Source organism: Paraburkholderia sp. USG1 (genome assembly GCF_031570135.1).
Lineage (GTDB): Bacteria > Pseudomonadota > Gammaproteobacteria > Burkholderiales > Burkholderiaceae > Paraburkholderia > Paraburkholderia dioscoreae.
On sequence record NZ_JAMWXW010000019.1, the window covers coordinates 153,079 to 169,392 of the forward strand.

14 protein-coding genes are annotated in these 16,314 nt (G+C 60.1%); 9 read left to right on the top strand and 5 right to left on the bottom strand.

The features are described 5' to 3' along the window. Positions 1-71: 71 nt before the first annotated feature. The gene (gene adh / locus NE850_RS24620; RefSeq protein WP_310699486.1) at positions 72-1,592 is read left to right on the top strand and encodes an aldehyde dehydrogenase; all 1,521 of its coding nucleotides are present in this window, start codon (positions 72-74) and stop codon (positions 1,590-1,592) included. 65 nt (positions 1,593-1,657) lie between these two features. Continuing rightward, on the top strand, positions 1,658-2,053 hold the full coding sequence (locus NE850_RS24625; protein WP_007179827.1) for a DUF779 domain-containing protein: 396 nt from the start codon (positions 1,658-1,660) through the stop codon (positions 2,051-2,053). A 16-nt stretch (positions 2,054-2,069) separates the two neighbouring features. Here the strand turns inward: NE850_RS24625 and eutC are convergent, their stop codons facing one another. The 3 genes from eutC to eat are packed head-to-tail and all read right to left on the bottom strand — an operon-like array spanning position 2,070 to position 5,705. Continuing rightward, on the bottom strand, positions 2,070-2,867 hold the full coding sequence (eutC, locus tag NE850_RS24630; RefSeq protein ID WP_007179828.1) for an ethanolamine ammonia-lyase subunit EutC: 798 nt from the start codon (positions 2,865-2,867) through the stop codon (positions 2,070-2,072). Then, positions 2,864-4,258, bottom strand: a complete 1,395-nt coding sequence (locus NE850_RS24635) for an ethanolamine ammonia-lyase subunit EutB (RefSeq protein WP_007179829.1) — start codon at positions 4,256-4,258, stop codon at positions 2,864-2,866. Before NE850_RS24635 ends, eutC begins: the two co-directional genes overlap by 4 nt. 43 nt (positions 4,259-4,301) lie before the next feature. After that, positions 4,302-5,705: an ethanolamine permease gene (gene eat / locus NE850_RS24640; RefSeq protein ID WP_007179830.1), complete on the bottom strand. Its 1,404-nt coding sequence runs from the start codon at positions 5,703-5,705 to the stop codon at positions 4,302-4,304. Positions 5,706-5,966: 261 nt separating this feature from the next. Here eat and NE850_RS24645 point away from each other — a divergent pair, with 261 nt between their 5' ends. Next, complete coding sequence (locus NE850_RS24645; RefSeq protein ID WP_157187807.1) at positions 5,967-6,449, top strand: GyrI-like domain-containing protein; 483 nt, start codon at positions 5,967-5,969, stop codon at positions 6,447-6,449. 378 nt (positions 6,450-6,827) lie between these two features. On the opposite strand, the gene NE850_RS24650 is transcribed toward NE850_RS24645, so the two are convergent. Beyond that, positions 6,828-7,544 carry a FadR/GntR family transcriptional regulator gene (locus NE850_RS24650; RefSeq protein WP_007179832.1) on the bottom strand — a complete coding sequence of 239 codons (717 nt, stop codon included), beginning with the start codon at positions 7,542-7,544 and terminating at the stop codon, positions 6,828-6,830. Between the two features lie 131 nt (positions 7,545-7,675). On the opposite strand from NE850_RS24650, the gene NE850_RS24655 reads away from it, so the two are divergent. From NE850_RS24655 to NE850_RS24680, 6 genes are all read left to right on the top strand, one after another. After that, the gene (locus tag NE850_RS24655) at positions 7,676-9,202 is read left to right on the top strand and encodes a UxaA family hydrolase (RefSeq protein ID WP_007179833.1); all 1,527 of its coding nucleotides are present in this window, start codon (positions 7,676-7,678) and stop codon (positions 9,200-9,202) included. A gap of 130 nt (positions 9,203-9,332) precedes the next feature. Further along, complete coding sequence (locus NE850_RS24660; RefSeq protein WP_165184179.1) at positions 9,333-10,058, top strand: GntR family transcriptional regulator; 726 nt, start codon at positions 9,333-9,335, stop codon at positions 10,056-10,058. A 390-nt stretch (positions 10,059-10,448) separates the two neighbouring features. Further along, positions 10,449-11,765 carry an oxalate/formate MFS antiporter gene (gene oxlT / locus NE850_RS24665; protein ID WP_007179835.1) on the top strand — a complete coding sequence of 439 codons (1,317 nt, stop codon included), beginning with the start codon at positions 10,449-10,451 and terminating at the stop codon, positions 11,763-11,765. Positions 11,766-11,827: 62 nt separating this feature from the next. Continuing rightward, on the top strand, positions 11,828-13,303 hold the full coding sequence (locus tag NE850_RS24670) for an FAD-dependent oxidoreductase (protein ID WP_007179836.1): 1,476 nt from the start codon (positions 11,828-11,830) through the stop codon (positions 13,301-13,303). A gap of 105 nt (positions 13,304-13,408) precedes the next feature. Next, complete coding sequence (locus tag NE850_RS24675; RefSeq protein ID WP_007179837.1) at positions 13,409-13,990, top strand: flavin reductase family protein; 582 nt, start codon at positions 13,409-13,411, stop codon at positions 13,988-13,990. Positions 13,991-14,277: 287 nt separating this feature from the next. Beyond that, positions 14,278-15,366 (top strand): porin, encoded by a 1,089-nt coding sequence (locus tag NE850_RS24680; protein ID WP_007179838.1) that lies wholly within the window; start codon positions 14,278-14,280, stop codon positions 15,364-15,366. A gap of 10 nt (positions 15,367-15,376) precedes the next feature. Here NE850_RS24680 and NE850_RS24685 read toward each other — a convergent pair whose 3' ends face one another. After that, complete coding sequence (locus NE850_RS24685; protein WP_310699487.1) at positions 15,377-15,610, bottom strand: hypothetical protein; 234 nt, start codon at positions 15,608-15,610, stop codon at positions 15,377-15,379. Between the last annotated feature and the right edge of the window lie 704 nt (positions 15,611-16,314).

The following is a 16,314-nucleotide window of genomic DNA, read 5'->3' on the forward strand; positions in this document are numbered from 1 at the left end:
CTGTAGCCTGTCGCGGCCAAGCGAAATATCGCGCCGAATATAGCCCATTCAAACATGTGAGGAGCACACAGATGAATCACGCAGAGATGCAATTTCTGACCACCGAATTCCCGTACAAAAAGCAGTATGCGAACTTTATCGGCGGCGAGTGGGTGAAGCCCGTGGGCGGCGAGTACTTCGACAACGTGTCGCCGATCACCGGCGAGCCGTTTACCTCGATCCCCCGTTCGCGCGAAGCCGACATCGAACTCGCGCTCGACGCCGCGCATCGTGCGAAAACGGCGTGGGGCAAAACCTCGGCTGCGGATCGTGCGAATATCCTGAATCGCATTGCCGACCGCATGGAAGCGAACCTGCAACGTCTCGCCGTGGCCGAGACGATCGACAACGGCAAGCCGTTGCGCGAAACCGCGGCCGCCGACATTCCGCTCGCGATCGATCACTTGCGCTATTTCGCCGGCGCCGTGCGTGCGCAGGAAGGCTCGCTCTCAGAGATCGACCACGACACGGTCGCATATCACTTTCATGAGCCGCTTGGCGTAGTCGGCCAGATCATTCCGTGGAACTTCCCGATCCTGATGGCCGTGTGGAAGCTCGCGCCCGCACTTGCCGCCGGCAACTGCGTGGTGCTCAAGCCTGCCGAGCAGACACCGGCGTCGATCCTCGTGCTGATCGAACTGATTCAGGACTTGCTGCCGCCGGGTGTGCTGAATGTGGTCAATGGTTTCGGTCTCGAAGCCGGCAAGCCGCTCGCGTCGAGCAAGCGTATCGCCAAGATCGCATTTACCGGCGAAACCACGACCGGGCGCCTGATCATGCAGTACGCAAGCCAGAACATCATTCCCGTCACGCTCGAACTCGGCGGCAAAAGCCCGAATATTTTCTTCGCCGACGTGATGAACGAGGACGACAGCTTTTTCGACAAGGCACTCGAAGGCTTCGCGATGTTTGCGCTGAATCAGGGCGAGGTGTGTACCTGTCCGTCGCGCGTATTGATCGATGAAAAGATTTACGACCGCTTCATGGAACGCGCGCTAAAGCGCGTCGCGGCGATTACGCAAGGGCATCCGCTCGACACGAAGACGATGATCGGCGCGCAGGCCTCGCAGGAGCAACTCGAAAAAATCCTCTCATATGTGGATCTCGGCAAACAGGAAGGCGCCGAATGTCTGATTGGCGGCGAACGCAATACGCTTGGCGGTGAGTTGAGCAAAGGCTATTACGTGAAGCCGACCGTATTTCGCGGCAACAACAAGATGCGCATCTTCCAGGAAGAGATCTTCGGACCGGTCGTCTCCGTCACGACATTCAGGAACGAAGAAGAGGCACTCGAAATCGCCAACGATACGCTCTACGGCCTCGGTGCCGGCGTATGGACGCGCGACGGTACGCGCGCATATCGCTTCGGCCGGCAGATTCAGGCAGGCCGCGTGTGGACCAATTGCTATCACGCCTATCCGGCACATGCGGCGTTCGGCGGATACAAGCAGTCTGGCATTGGCCGCGAGAATCACAAGATGATGCTCGACCATTATCAGCAGACCAAGAACCTGCTCGTCAGTTATAGCGACAAGCCGCTCGGTTTCTTCTAAGCATCGCGTTCCTGTTCGAGCGGGCCGCGTTGCGCGGCTCGCTCTTTTTTTCACGAGGACATGTGATGGCTGATGAGAAAGAAGTTGCCCGCGTAATTGCAACGCCTGCCGCTGTCGAGCTGATCGACAAGCTGCGCGCGGAGCACGGGGCCGTGCTGTTCCATCAATCCGGTGGATGCTGCGACGGCAGCGCGCCGATGATGTTTCCTCAAAGCGAGTTCATGGTCGGTTCGTCCGATGTGAAACTCGGCACGATTGCGGACGTGCCGTTCTATATGAGCGAATCGCAATTCGAATACTGGCAGCACACGCAGTTGATCATCGACGTGGTGCCGGGTAATGGCGGAATGTTCTCTCTGGAGCGGCCGAGCGGTTTGCGGTTCCTGACGCGCTCCCGTCTTTTCGAGGACGACGAAAACGCGTGGCTGGAAACGCATCCGGTGCAGCGAGCCGATGCCTGATCCGCTACGCGATCTGTTACGCGGCGCCCGGGTTTGAATCGCCGCTAATTGCGGGTGCTGCTGGTGTGTCTGCCAGCAGCGCATCGCTGTCGTCTTTCAGGCCGACACCCGTAAGACCCAAACGCCTTGCGTGCGTCAGCAGATAGTGCAGTTTGTGCGCGGCCAGCGGATAGTCGAGTCCTTCTGGACGCACATTCGAAATACAGTTGCGTTGCGCGTCGCTGCAACCGACTTTCGGCCCGTACGTCAGATAGATGCCTAGGCTATCGGGCGAGCTCAAACCCGGCCTCTCACCGATCAGCATCACCACCAATCTTGCATTGAGCAACTCGCCGATCTCGTCACCCAGCGCGACGCGCGCCTGACGCGCGACCACGACCGGGCCGATCTTCCAATCCGCGAGACGCGGAATGACGGCTTGCAGCAGCGGAAGAGATTGCTTCGATGCGGCAAATGCCGAAAGACCATCGCCGATGACGAAGACCACCTCGGGCGAGTCGTCAGGAACCGCCGCCAGCGCCGCGCGACTCTCTTCCGATAAACGTCGTCCGAGATCGGGACGCCGCAAGTAATGCTCGCGATCCGGTGCGGCGCTATGCACGTCCAGCGTGGTGAAGTGTTGCGCACGCAACTGCTCGTGCAACAGGTCCGTATCGAGCGGATGATGCACGGCGTCACGCGCCTGCGCGTGTGACAGGTTGAACGCGAGCAGCGGCGCAGTCGGCAGACTATTGCCCGCGCGGCCGAGCGCGATGCGTGCGTTGGTAAATTGCCGCAGCGCGTTCCATGGATTTTTTTCGAGGAACTCGCTCATGCAATGCCCATCCAGTCAGGCGCCCCTTCCAGCAGCGGTTGTTGTGTCGACGCGCTCAGCAACGCGCCGCGCGCGTCGGTGATCTGCATCGATTCCAGCCATTCTTCGAACTCCGGCGCGCGACGCAAGCCGAGTACCTCCCGCACATAAAGCGCGTCGTGGAAGGACGTGCTCTGATAGTTGAGCATGACGTCGTCCGCGCCCGGAATGCCCATGATGAAGTTGATGCCCGCTACGCCGAGCAGCGTGAGCAGGTTGTCCATGTCGTCCTGATCGGCTTCGGCATGGTTCGTGTAGCAGATGTCGCAACCCATCGGCACGCCGAGCAGTTTGCCGCAGAAATGATCTTCGAGACCGGCACGCGTGATCTGCTTACCGTCGTACAGATACTCCGGGCCAATAAAGCCGACCACCGTATTCACCAGAAACGGATTGAACTTGCGCGCGACCGCGTAGGCGCGCACTTCGCAGGTCTGCTGATCCACGCCGAAATGCGCATCCGCCGACAACGCACTGCCCTGCCCGGTTTCGAAGTACATCAGATTGTTGCCGACCGTGCCGCGCTTGAGCGAGAGTCCCGCTTCATAGGCTTCCTGCAACAATGCGAGCGAAATGCCAAAGCCCGCGTTCGCTTTCTCCGTACCTGCAATCGACTGGAACACCAGATCGACCGGCGCGCCTTTTTCAATCGCGGCAATCGTATTGGTGACGTGAGTCAGCACGCACGATTGTGTCGGCACCTGATAGCGTTGGCGGAAGTCGTCGACCATCAGCAGCAGCCTGGTGATCGCGGCGAGATTGTCGCTGGCCGGATTGATGCCGATCATCGCGTCGCCGCAGCCGTACATCAGGCCGTCGAGCATCGATGCGGCAATGCCTTTGACGTCATCGGTCGGATGATTCGGTTGCAAACGCACCGACATGTGCCCCGGTAAGCCGACCGTGTTGCGAAAGCGCGTAACCACAGGACGTTTGCGCGCCGCCGCGATCAGATCCTGATTGCGCATCAGTTTGGACACCGCCGCGACCATCTCCGGCGTGAGGCCCGCCGCGATACGCGTGAGCGCGTCGGCATCGGTCGTGCTGCTCAGCAGCCAGTTGCGAAAATCACCGACCGTGAGGTGTGAGATCTCGGCGAACGCCCGCGGCGAATGATCGTCGATCACGAGGCGCGTGACTTCGTCGCTTTCGTAGGGGATCAGCGCTTCGTTGAGGAAGGTGCGCAGCGGCACCTGCGCGAGCGCCATCTTGGCCGCGACGCGTTCTTCCTCGCTCGCTGCCGCCACGCCCGCGAGTTGATCGCCGGAACGTTGCGGACTGGCTTTCGCCATCAAGGTTTTCAGATCGGCAAAGCGGTATGTGCGGCTGCCGATCGTCTCGGTGTAGCTCATCTTCACGACTCCATCGCCGCTGCTCGCGCAGCGGCTCGATCCGTCATTCTTCGAGCAGGGCGTCCGCCGGCGCGGCTTCGCGTTGATGCCGCGTCATCAGGAAGTAGACGTAGCCCAGCGCGAGAAAGATTGCGAACACGATCGCCACCAGAAAATTGAAGTAGACCATCGTGGCCAGGCAGATGACCGCGGCCACCAGCGCGAACGCCGGAAAGACCGGAAACAGCGGCGCGCGGAACGGGCGCTCCATGTTCGGCTCGGCGCGGCGCAGCTTGAACAGCGACAACATGCTGATGATATACATCACGATAGCGCCAAACACCGACATCGTCACGATGTTCGCCGTCAGCGTCTGGCCGCCGAACTGGATCAGCTCGTCGCTGTAGATCGCCGCGATGCCCACCACGCCGCCCGCAATGATTGCCCGATGCGGCGTCTTGAAGCGCGGATGCACCTTGGAGAGCCACTCCGGCAGATAGCCCGCGCGCGCCAGCGCGAAAATCTGCCGCGAATAGCCGAGGATAATGCCGTGAAACGAAGCAACCAGTCCGAACAGGCCGAGCCACACCAGCATATGCATCCAGCCGCTATGTTCGCCGACGATGAATTTCATCGCCTGCGGCAGCGGGTCGTTGATGTTCGACAGCTTGGTCCAGTCGCCCGCCGCGCCGGCAAATACCATCACGCCGATGGCAAGCACCACCAGCGTCAGAATGCCGGTCACGTAGGCAATCGGAATCGAACGCTTCGGGTTCTTCGCTTCTTCGGCGGCCATTGCCACGCCTTCGATCGCGAGGAAGAACCAGATCGCGAACGGAATCGCCGCGAACATGCCATGAAACGAGCCCATGCTGAAGGTGTCGGCACCGGACCAGCCGCCCTTCGTGAAATTCGACCACTGAAAACCGGGCGACACGACGCCCATGAAAACGAACAGTTCGAAGATCGCAAGCAGCGTCACGCACAACTCGAATGCCGCGGCAATCTGCACGCCGACGATATTCAGCGCCATGAACACGAGATACGCGCCCATTGCCGCGTGTTTCGGTTCGAGCCCCGGAAACTGCACGTGCAGATAGGCGCCGATGGCAAGCGCAATGGCCGGTGGCGCGAACACGAATTCGACGAGCGTCGCCGCGCCGGCCAGATAGCCGCCGGTCGGACCGAAAGCGTGGCGGGCGTACGCGAACGGGCCGCCCGCGTGCGGAATCGACGTGGTGAGTTCGGTGAAACTGAAAATGAACGTGGTATACATCGCGGCAATGAAAATCGCCGTGATGACGAAGCCGAGCGTACCGGCGCTCGCCCAGCCATAGCTCCAGCCGAAATACTCCCCGGAAATGACGAGGCCGACCGCAATGCCCCACAGTTGCCATGTGCCGAGCGTCTGCTTCAACTCGTGATGCGTGACTTTGCCGACATGCTGACTTTTGGACTCTGATTTCATCGGGTGCTCCCTGATGGTGCCGCCGGCTCGACGCCGCAAGGCTTTGCGGTGCATGGGCGGACAGGTTTCAGCCGATAGTAGTGAGCCATTATTCGAGGTGTTATCGAAATTCGGCAAAGTTCAGCGTCAGCGGGCGCTTGACTGCGCCGTCCGCGAACGGTGGCAAAGGTAACAACGGCGGTGTTCTACACACCGCCGGCGCAGTATCGCAAGCAACGCGCCCATAGCCGGTTTCGTCCGGTGCTATCAGGAGATGAACAAATGACCATGCGTGAAGTAGTGATCCGCCACGTGGAACCGATTGAGCTTTTGTCGGTGGATCACGTTGGACCGTATCCGCAGATCGGCAAAGCGTTCGACGCACTGTTCGGCTGGCTGGCGAAACACAATCTGCTCGCGGCGCAGATGCGGATGATCGGCGTTTACTACGACAATCCCGGCGTCGTGGAAGAAAGCGCGTTGCGCTCGAAAGCCGGCGTGTTGTTGCCGCATCCGGTTCAGACTTCCGTGACGTTGAGTCCGCCGGTTTCCGTCGCGCATCTGCAGGGTGGCGACTATGCCGTGTTGGAACACCGGGGACCGTATAGCGATCTGCGCGCCGCGTATGAATGGCTCTATGGGACGTGGCTCGTGCAATCCGGACGGAAAGCGGCCGACGCTCCATCATTCGAAGAGTATTTGAATAGCCCGAAAGACACCGCGCCTGCGGATCTCATCACGGAAATCTGCGTGCCGCTGGTTTGAAGGTTTAAACGCCCAACCCGATTTCTTTGTCTGGCCGGTGCCCGCTTGCGCAGCGGGCTTCATAGACGCTTCCCTGGTTTTTATAGTCTTTGTATATGTATACGTAGTAATAGTTAACAAGCATCCGGTTCCGCTGTGGATAACCCGAAACTTCGCTTACGGATCAAGGCAATGCGGATTCGATAACCCTGCGGAGCGCCTGCGAACAGGAACACGGAGCCGGGGAAAACTTTTGTGCGACCTGGCGAAGCGGCGTTTTTATCAAGGTTTCGCCCACAATGTTTCAGGTGGCTTGTACAAAAGTTGTCCAGAGGACGCTGTGGATAACTCGACAGGCGCGGCATGGCAGAATCGCGCGGCTCTGGTTCGCCGCTTAGCCTATTCCGCCTCGAATTGATGTCCGACGAACTCGATGTGCGCACGCATCGCATGCGTGGCGTCTTCGGGCACTTGTCTACAGATCGCGTCGCAGATGCGCTCGTGTTGCAGCAACCGCGCGTGCGCACGTTCGGTGGCCTGCGCGTGATTGAGCGTGGCCTCGTACGTATTGCTGGTGATATGTTCGCGCAGCATCACGATCACGCTTGAATAGAAGTGGTCGAACATGCGGTTGTGCGACGCAAGAGCGAGCGTGGCATGGAATTGCGCGTCGGCGGCGGCTTCGGCAGCAAGGTCGTGGGTGAGCACGGCGTCGCGCATTCGCGTGACGATGTCGCGTAACTGCCCGCGTTCGTCCTCGCTGGCACGCCTGGCCGCCAGACCGGCGGCGGCACACTCGAACACGAGCCGGAATTCGAGCGTATCCGCACGCAGCGGCGGATGTTCGGCGATCAACTGCAACCACGGCGCCGCCAGGCGGGCCGGCTGACGGCCAACCAGAAACACCCCGCTTCCGCGCCGCGTCTGCAACAGGCCGCGCGACACGAGCCGCTGAATCGCCTCGCGTACCGTCGCGCGGGACACGCCGAACTGCGCGGCCAGCGCGCGCTCGGCAGGCAGCCGCGCACCATCGCCCCAACTGCCGTCGAGCATGTGACGTTCGAGTTCCCGCACCGTATGTTCCAGCACGCTGCGGGTGGGATGGATGCTCGCCATAGCCTCGAAAGCGGTTCGAAAGCCGCCAAAAAGTAGTCAGACCAATTTGTCCGGGTGGTTTCGATTATCCATGATGCGCTCAAGCGGCGCACGACGCGGCGTCGTCGATCCCCCACAATCTGGAGACGAACATGAACACGCTTTCATCCGTGATCCGGCTTCACGACGACGATGACGTCGCGATCGCCCGCAATGCCCTGACGGCCGGCACCGTACTCACTGAACTGGATGGCCTGACGGTCCGCGCGGACATTCCCGCCGCCCACAAGATCGCCCTGCGCCCAATCGAAGCCGGCAGCATCGTGCGCCGTTACGGCCAGACCATCGGGTTCGCCACGCAGCGTATCGAGCCGGGCGAGCACGTGCACGTCCACAATGTGTCGATGGGCGATTTCGAGCGCGACTATGCGTTCGGCGCGGACGTCAGGCCGGTCGAAGCCGCGAGCACGCCGTTGACCTTCCAGGGCTTTCGCCGCGCTGACGGCCAGGTGGCAACGCGCAATTACATTGGTGTGATCAGCACCGTGAACTGCTCGGCGACGGTCAGCAAGATGGTCGCCCAGCATTTCAGCGCGCCGGGCCGGCTCGACGCGTACCCGAACGTGGACGGCGTCGTGCCGATTACGCACAGCTTCGGCTGCTGCATCGATCACAACGGCGAGGGCATTCAACAACTGCGTCGGACCATCAACGGCTTCGTGAAGCACCCGAACTTCGCCGGCGTGCTGGTGATCGGTCTGGGCTGCGAAGCGAACCAGATGGGCGCGATGTTCATGACCGGCGGCATCGAGACCGGTCCAATGATGGTGCCGCTCGTCATGCAGGAGCAAGGCGGCACGCAGAAGACCGTCGATGCGGCGATCAAGGCCATCGACCAGATGCTGCCCGTCGCCAATCAGGCGCAGCGCGAGCCCTTGCCGATCTCGCATCTGAATATCGCGCTGCAGTGCGGCGGCTCCGACGGCTACTCGGGGATCACCGCCAATCCCGCGCTCGGCGCGGCTGTCGATCTGCTGGTCGCGCACGGCGGGACCGCGATTCTGTCGGAGACGCCCGAAATCTACGGCGCCGAGCATTTGCTGACGCGCCGTGCGATTTCGCGCGACGTGGGCGAGAAGATCGTCGAGCGCATTCACTGGTGGGAAGCGTATGCCGAGCGCGAAAAGGGCAGCATCGACAACAATCCGACGCCAGGCAACAAAGCCGGCGGGCTGACGACGATCCTCGAAAAGTCGCTCGGCGCGGTGGCGAAGAGCGGTTCGACGCCGCTGATGGGCGTCTATCGCTATGCAGAACCGGTCGATACGCACGGCCTCGTGTTCATGGATGCGCCTGGTTATGACCCGATGGGTGCGACCGGGCAGATCGCGAGCGGTGCAAACCTCGTGGTGTTCACGACCGGCCGCGGCTCGTGCTTCGGCGCGAAGCCGGCGCCATCCATCAAGGTCGCGACGAATACGCCGATGTTCAACCGGATGCGCGACGACATGGACATCAACTGTGGCGACATCATGGAAGGGCACGCGACGGTGCGGCAGAAAGGCGAGGAGATTTTCCGCGCGATCGTCGAAGTTGCGTCCGGCGTAAAGAGCAAAAGCGAAGCGCTCGGCGTCGGCAACGAGGAATTCGTGCCGTGGATGATCGGCGCCCAGATGTAATGCGGGCTCCGTCCTGATGCGGGTGCGTTGACCGGCTGGATAAATCCCAAATTCCGCTCGCGGCCAGTCACATTGGAACTGGATGAACAGTTGCGATAAACTGGCGCAAAAATGCGAAAAGGGATTTTGAATGCGAAATACTGCGGTGGCCGAACAGTCGGCGTCCGTACCCGCTATGTCCAGACTGACGCGTCAGCGCCTGCATGACACGGTGGTGGAGTATTTGCGCGATTACATCGTGAAAGGCGTGCTCGCGCCCGGCGTCAAGCTGAACGAGCGGGAATTGTGCGAGACGCTGGGCATTTCGCGCACGCCGCTACGGGAAGCGATCAAGGTGCTGGCGGCCGAGGGGCTGATCGAGATCTCGGCCAATCGCGGAGCGGCCGTCTCGAAGCTGGCGGAGTCGGAAATCGATGAGATGTTCGAACTGATGAGCGGCCTCGAGGCGTTTGCGGGCGAGCTTGCCTGCGAACGGATCACGCCTCACGAAATCGCGGAAATCAAGGCGCTGCACTACGCGATGGTGGCTTGCCGCGAGCGCGAGGATTTGTCGGGCTACTATGGCTACAACCAGCAGATCCACGACAGGATCAACGAAGCGGCGCGCAATTGCGCGCTGCGGCAGACTTATTTGTCGATCAACCGGCGGCTTCAGGCCATGCGGTTCAAGTCGAATTTCCACAAGTCGAAGTGGGACCACGCCGTGCACGATCATGAGGAAATGATCGAGGCGCTCGAAGCGCGCGACGGCAAACGGCTTTCGGCTATCTTGCGCCAGCATTTGCTGGACAAGCGCGATGTCGTGCTCGTGACGCTCGCTACCGCGCGCGAGACGCCGGCGACGACCGTCCGGTAGTCGCACCGGTTTCAAAACGCGCCGGCCATCCGGGCTTTGCGGCTTTCTGCCGGCACTGCAGCATCTTTCCCGCACGCGTTGGCGTGTCAGTCTTGTAGTTCGACGAGAGCGACCAGGAACCCATCTGGCGCTTTGCTTTCGCAATCGCGATCGTCCTGTTTGCCCGCCTCGGGCGATCTGTGCCATCAGATTCTTACGCAACTGCGTTTCCGCTGCCCTCACCGCCTCTTGCGGCGCTCAACCTCCTCTCCCGCCGCAACGGCGCAAAATCGGTTGCTGACGTAAACCCCTATCCCGTCACCGATTTCTCTTCTTGCCCCTTCCGAAAGTTCTGAGTATGATTTTCATAAATAATTTTGAATTCAAAATTCAAGAAAGGAGACGCAGATCGTGGCTACTCGAGAGCATCGCCCCACCAACCGCTGGCTCCAGTTGATTGCTGGCATCGTCGCCATGATCATGGTGGCCAACTATCAGTACGCGTTCACGCTGTTCACGCCAGGCATCAAGGAACACTTTGTCGGCACGCCGTATTCGTCGATTGCACTGATCTTCACCATTTTCGTCATTTTCGAAACCTGGCCAGTCCCGGTGGCCGGCGTGCTGATCGACAAGTTCGGCGTGAAGCTGCTCATGTTCATCGGCACCGGGCTCGTGTTTACCGGCTGGCTGCTGGGTGGTGCGTTCGCCGGGAGCGTCAAGGATCTCTATCTCTACTACGGCGTGATTACCGGACTCGGCGCCGGGACGATCTACGTCGCCGTGACGGGTAACGCGATCAAATGGTTTCCCGATCATCGTGGGCTGGCCGCGGGTCTCACCGCAGCGGGCTTCGGCGGCGGCTCGGCGCTGACGCTGATCCCGATTTCGGCCACCATCAAGGCGATCGGCTGGGAACACGCAATGGTGACCTGGGGGACGATCCAGGCCGTGGTGGTGCTGGGCATGACGTTCATTCTGCGCCACCCGCCCGCGAACTGGGCGCCGCCCGGCTGGACGCCGAAGGTCACGAAGACGCTCGCGCAAACCGCAGAGAGCTATACCTGGCTTCAGGCGCTCAAGATGCCCGAGTTCTACCTGCTCTATCTCATTCACTTCCTGATTAGTCTCGGCGGGTTGATGACCCTCGGGAACCTCTCGGAAATTGCCCGCTATCTGCACGTCGAAACCGCCACGATCATGGGTATTTCGATCGTCGCATTTGCGGCGACGGCAAACGGCATCGGCAGCGTGGCATCGCGGATCTTCTGGGGCGTCACGTCGGACCGCCTCGGACGGGAGAACACGATGTCGGTTGTGTTCGTGCTCGAAGGCATCTTCATTTTCTGCGTCACGCAGATCACCGGCAGCCCGATTCTGTTCGTGGTCATCTTCCCGCTGATTTTCTTCGGCTATACGCAGATCAACACGCTGCTGTCCGCCACGACCGGCGATCTTTTCGGCGCCCGTCACGTGTCGGCGAACTTCGGGATGTTGTACACGGCGAAGGGTGCAGCGGCGATTTTCTCCGGGTGGGGAGCTGCCCGGGTTGCCGCCGCGTTCGCCGGTTCGTTCCAGGCGCCGTATTACATCGCTGCGGCATGCGACCTGCTCGCCGCGGTGCTCGCCATCTTCGTGCTCAAGCCGCTCGTACGCGCCAAGCTCGCCAGCCGAAACCTCAAGAAGGAAGCAGACTCCGCCTCGACAATGATCAACGCACAGTTGTGAGGCAACCCTGTTGTCAGTCGTTCGTTGCCCCAGTGGGCAACTGATAAAACCAAGGAGCAATCATGAGTCGAACCCAAGAGAAGCACAACCGGTCAGTGAGCAAGGATGTTTTAGTCGTCGGCGGCGGCACGTCAGGCTTTGTCGCAGCGATTGCGGCGGCGAGAAACGGCGCCAGTGTGTTGCTTCTCGAGCAGCGCGATCACCTGGGCGGCACCCATTCGGGCGGCATGGTGATGATGATTCGCTCGATGCGTCACATGAAGGCGCCGGCCAACATGGAGCAGAAGAAGATCATGATGACGGGCTACGAAAGCTCGTTCGACGACGAGCAGGTCGTGCGCTCCATCGTGCAGGAATACATCAACCGGATGCTGGAGATCGGTTCCGCGTGGGGCCGCAAGGACGAGGCGACGGCTCGCCAGATGTTCGATCCGGAAATCGCGAAGTGGGTCATTCAGGACATGGTGGCCGAAGCAGGCGTGGAAGTGTGGCTCAACACGCAGGCGACCGACGTCATCATGGAAGGCAACGCGCTCAAGGGCGTCGTGATAGAAAGCCTGCGTGACCGCGTTGAAGTTCATGCCGGGATCACCATCGACACGACCGGCGACGGCGATATCGCAGCGGCGGCCGGTGCGGCGTTCGAATTCGGCTCGCCGGAAGACGGCAAGTGTCAACCTGCCAGCCTGTATTTCGCGGTAGGCGGCGTGCAGCTCGACAAAACGATCGCCTATATGCGCGACCACGCCAACGAGTTCGGCGAGGAATACGTGAAGACGATGCTCGGCCTGAAGGAGCAGAACAAGCCGATCACGATGTTCCCGTTCAAGGAAAAAATCCGCGAAGCACTCAAGAACGGCGACTATCCGATTCCTTACGGCGTCGAGACAGTCAACCCCGATACGCTGAGCTACATTGTCCGGCCGATGTTCCGGAACGGCAAGTTCCGCTACGACGTGACCTATCACAACATGGACATGGCGTACAACTTCGATGCGACTGATCGCGTCGAACTCACGAAGGCCACGCTCGCGATGCGCGACCTCGCTAACAAGATGGCGAAGTTTTATCGGAAGTACGTGCCCGGGTATGAGGATTCCTATCTTTCGTACACCGCGCAGTCGGTCGGTATCCGCGACAGCCGCCGCATTGTGTGCGACTACACCCTCACGCGCGACGACGTGCTCGCCGGGCAGGTGTTCCCGGACGGCATCGGCCGCTACGGCAGCTTGATGGACGTGCATGACAAGTCGGGCAAGAAGTCGCTGAGTCTCGTCGAGGTGGGTGGTCACGGCTGGTTCCATGTGCCGTTCCGTTCGCTGTTGCCGAAGGGTATCGAAAACCTGATGGTGGCCGGCCGTTGCATTTCCGCCGACTATGACGCGCAAGGCAGCGTGCGTTCGCAGGCCGCCAGCATGGTGACCGGTCAGGCGACGGGCACTGCCGCTGCGCTGGCTGTGCAGCAAAAGCGCAAGTTGCGCGAGCTCGACGTCTCGGCGCTTCAGGAAGTGCTCAGGGCGCAGAACCAGGTGATCTGAGCCGGTTGAACTGTCTTCGGCCGGCCGGACCGATCTGGTCGGTCGGCTGCAGGCAGTTTGCCGGCAGACGGCGGCATCGTCGAGTTTGCTTAGGAGGAGAGCTTCATGCTGGCCACTCAGTTCCGCGACATCTTCAGCGCACTCGCCGCAGGTGTCTCGGTCATTACTTTCGACGCTGGCGGCCACGTCCACGGGTTCACGGCGACATCGCTGACGCCCGTGTCAATGATGCCGCCGCTGGCGTTGTTTTGCGTCGCACGAAGCAGCAGGAGCGGCGCCTCGCTGTCGCACGGCAAGATGATCGGCATATCGATCCTTGGCGAGGCGCAAACGCATGTGTCGCGGCGCTTTTCGGAACAGGCGGAGCTCGGCAGCTATCAGGACATCACGGTAAGGCATAACGAGGACGGCGTTCCAGTGGTCAGCGGCGCCAACGCGACGATAGAGGCGCGAATCGCCAATATATATCCGGCCGGCGATCACCTGATCTGCGTTTGCGAGTTGAAGTCGGGTTGCCTGAGGCAGGCGGACGAGCCGCTTCTCTATTTCTCGCGGCGCTACCACGGCGTTTCGGTGTTGCCCGAGTTGGAAGCTGAGCGGGCAGTTGCGCCGGAGAAGGAAGAAGCGGAAGAGGCAGCGGTTTGCGGTGATTCCGATAGATATGTGCAGGGGCGGCGAAGCTGCTGATTGCTCGCTCCGCTCGATGGGAAGGCGTAATGAGGCCACGCAGATGGACCGCCTCTGGCCTGAATAATCGTATCCGGAATTTCTAACGCGATAACATCGCGGCCTCGTAGCGATTGAATGCTGTTCGCGCGGGCAATCGCGGCTAATCGATTTGTGGTTCATTACTTTCAGGTGTTAACAAACGGATTGTTCCGTATCATTAAGTTAGGATGCCTACGTTTTAATTGAGCGCAGTGGTTTGGAGGTTGTTAAGCGAAGTAGCACAAAAATTCAATATGGAGACAAAGATGCGCAATAGAGCGAGTGTGTTGAGAATAGAGTCGGCTTTGCTCGGTGCAGTTGCGTTGTCGGTGAGCGCGGGTGCGATGGCCCAGTCGTCCGTGACGCTGTATGGCATTGCCGATGCCGGTGTCGAGTTTCTGACCGGTGCGCCCAACGCTGCCGGCAAGTCGTCGACGCTGGTGCGCGAGGAGTCAGGCGGCGTGAATAGCAGCCGGATCGGTTTGCGCGGCTCGGAAGACCTCGGCGGAGGGCTGAAGGCGATTTTCGTGCTGGAAGGCGGGATCGACATTACCTCCGGCAAGTCGCTGCAAGGCGGCCGCCTGTTCGGCCGGCAGGCCTTTGTCGGCCTCAGCGGGAACTACGGGGCGCTTACCCTCGGCCGTCAGAGGATTCCGATGTACGACTATGGCGCGCGCTTCGATCCGATCGATTACTACACCTATGGCTTGAAGGAAACGGATCCGCAATTCGCGGGCAGAGCCGACAACTCGGTCAAATACACGGGCAAGTTCGGCTCGTTCAGCGTGGAAGCGCTGTATAGCACGGGATACGACTCGACAATCCAGAACGGCTCGCAGGTTCCCGGCGAATTCAAGGTCGGAAGGGAAATCAGTGCCGGCGGTGAATATGCGAGCGGTCCGTTCGCGGCGATGGTGACTTACGATCTGCGAAACGGAGCGTCGGTCGAGACCCAGGGCGACAAGGAGCAACACCTGGTAGTCGCGGCGAGTTACACGATTGGAAAGGCGAAGGGATTCGTCGGCTATAGATGGTTGAGCAGCACGTTGCCTCTGGATTCCGGTACTCAGGCTCACTCGAATGAGTACTGGGGCGGGCTGGAGTATCACGTGTCCGCACCGTTCTCCGTGTCGGGTGCAGCGTTCTGGACGGACATCACGTCTGCGGGGCAACGGCCGCTATACCTGGTGGCGAGTGCGAATTATGCGCTTTCGAAACGCACGTCGCTGTATGGCGAAGTGGGGTATGTGAAGAATAGTCATGGGTCCAATTTGGGCGTCAACGGCTATGACTCGGACGTTGTTGCGGGACATAATCAGACTGGGGCGATGATGGGGATCATCCACTACTTTTGATTGGCGCGTGTCACGTGTTGGGAAGATGTTGCGCGGCAAGCTGCCGACGCGCCTGATGAATCGTCAGTTCTCGGTAGAGCTTGCCCGCGCGGTTCGAAGATTTGACCCACCGGCGATGTTTCGCACTATCAATATCTAAAATAGAGAATCCCGAGCGCACCCGGTTACCTGATGTTTTGCTCTTTTTGGGGCGATATACCAATCCCAGCCTTTCAGTCCTCAAACTCATCGACGTTGCGTTCATTGGGCTTGATGACCTCGCGCAAGACACGAAGTGTCTCGCAGCCACCATGCTAGAAATTTTCGTCGCCCCGCAGCTTTGGACTGCAGCCTAGTTTAAAACCGCATACCAGCCGGACCAAGGACGCACTGAGAAAAAAGTACCTTACGCTGTTGGATCAGATCGCGAGGGATAGGAGGCAATTTAGGCCAATGCGGAACGTGATGCCGATCGATTTATAACCTGAGAACGATAATGAAGACCATACAGGTTGAAATAAGTGCCGCTTGTGGTACCAATGGACTCCCGCCGCAACTCCTTGCACAGGTTGGCCCTGCGTTCGACTGGCATGCCGACGAGCATAACGCGTTCGATCTGGTGGCGATGACAACGGCGCCGCCGACGTACGTCGGTTTTTCGCTCGCAGATACCATCCGACTAGGCGACCCAACAGCTGACCATTCCGTGTCGCATGGCTAAACCGCTTGATACTCCAATGCGTCGGCAAGGCCTGACGCGCTCATTGCACAGGCCGCAGTCGGCTGTGAGCCCTGCCTGTTTGAGCATTGAAACCAACGGGACCCAGAAGCTATAGCGCAGATATACGCATTCTGCGTACGCAGAGTCCCACATATTGTAGTGACCCAGCGTCGGTGACGGTAGCCAACCTGTGCCGGTCTCTTTTTCAAGTCTACAAAACCGCTTGGCATCGTCCTCTGCCTTCATGT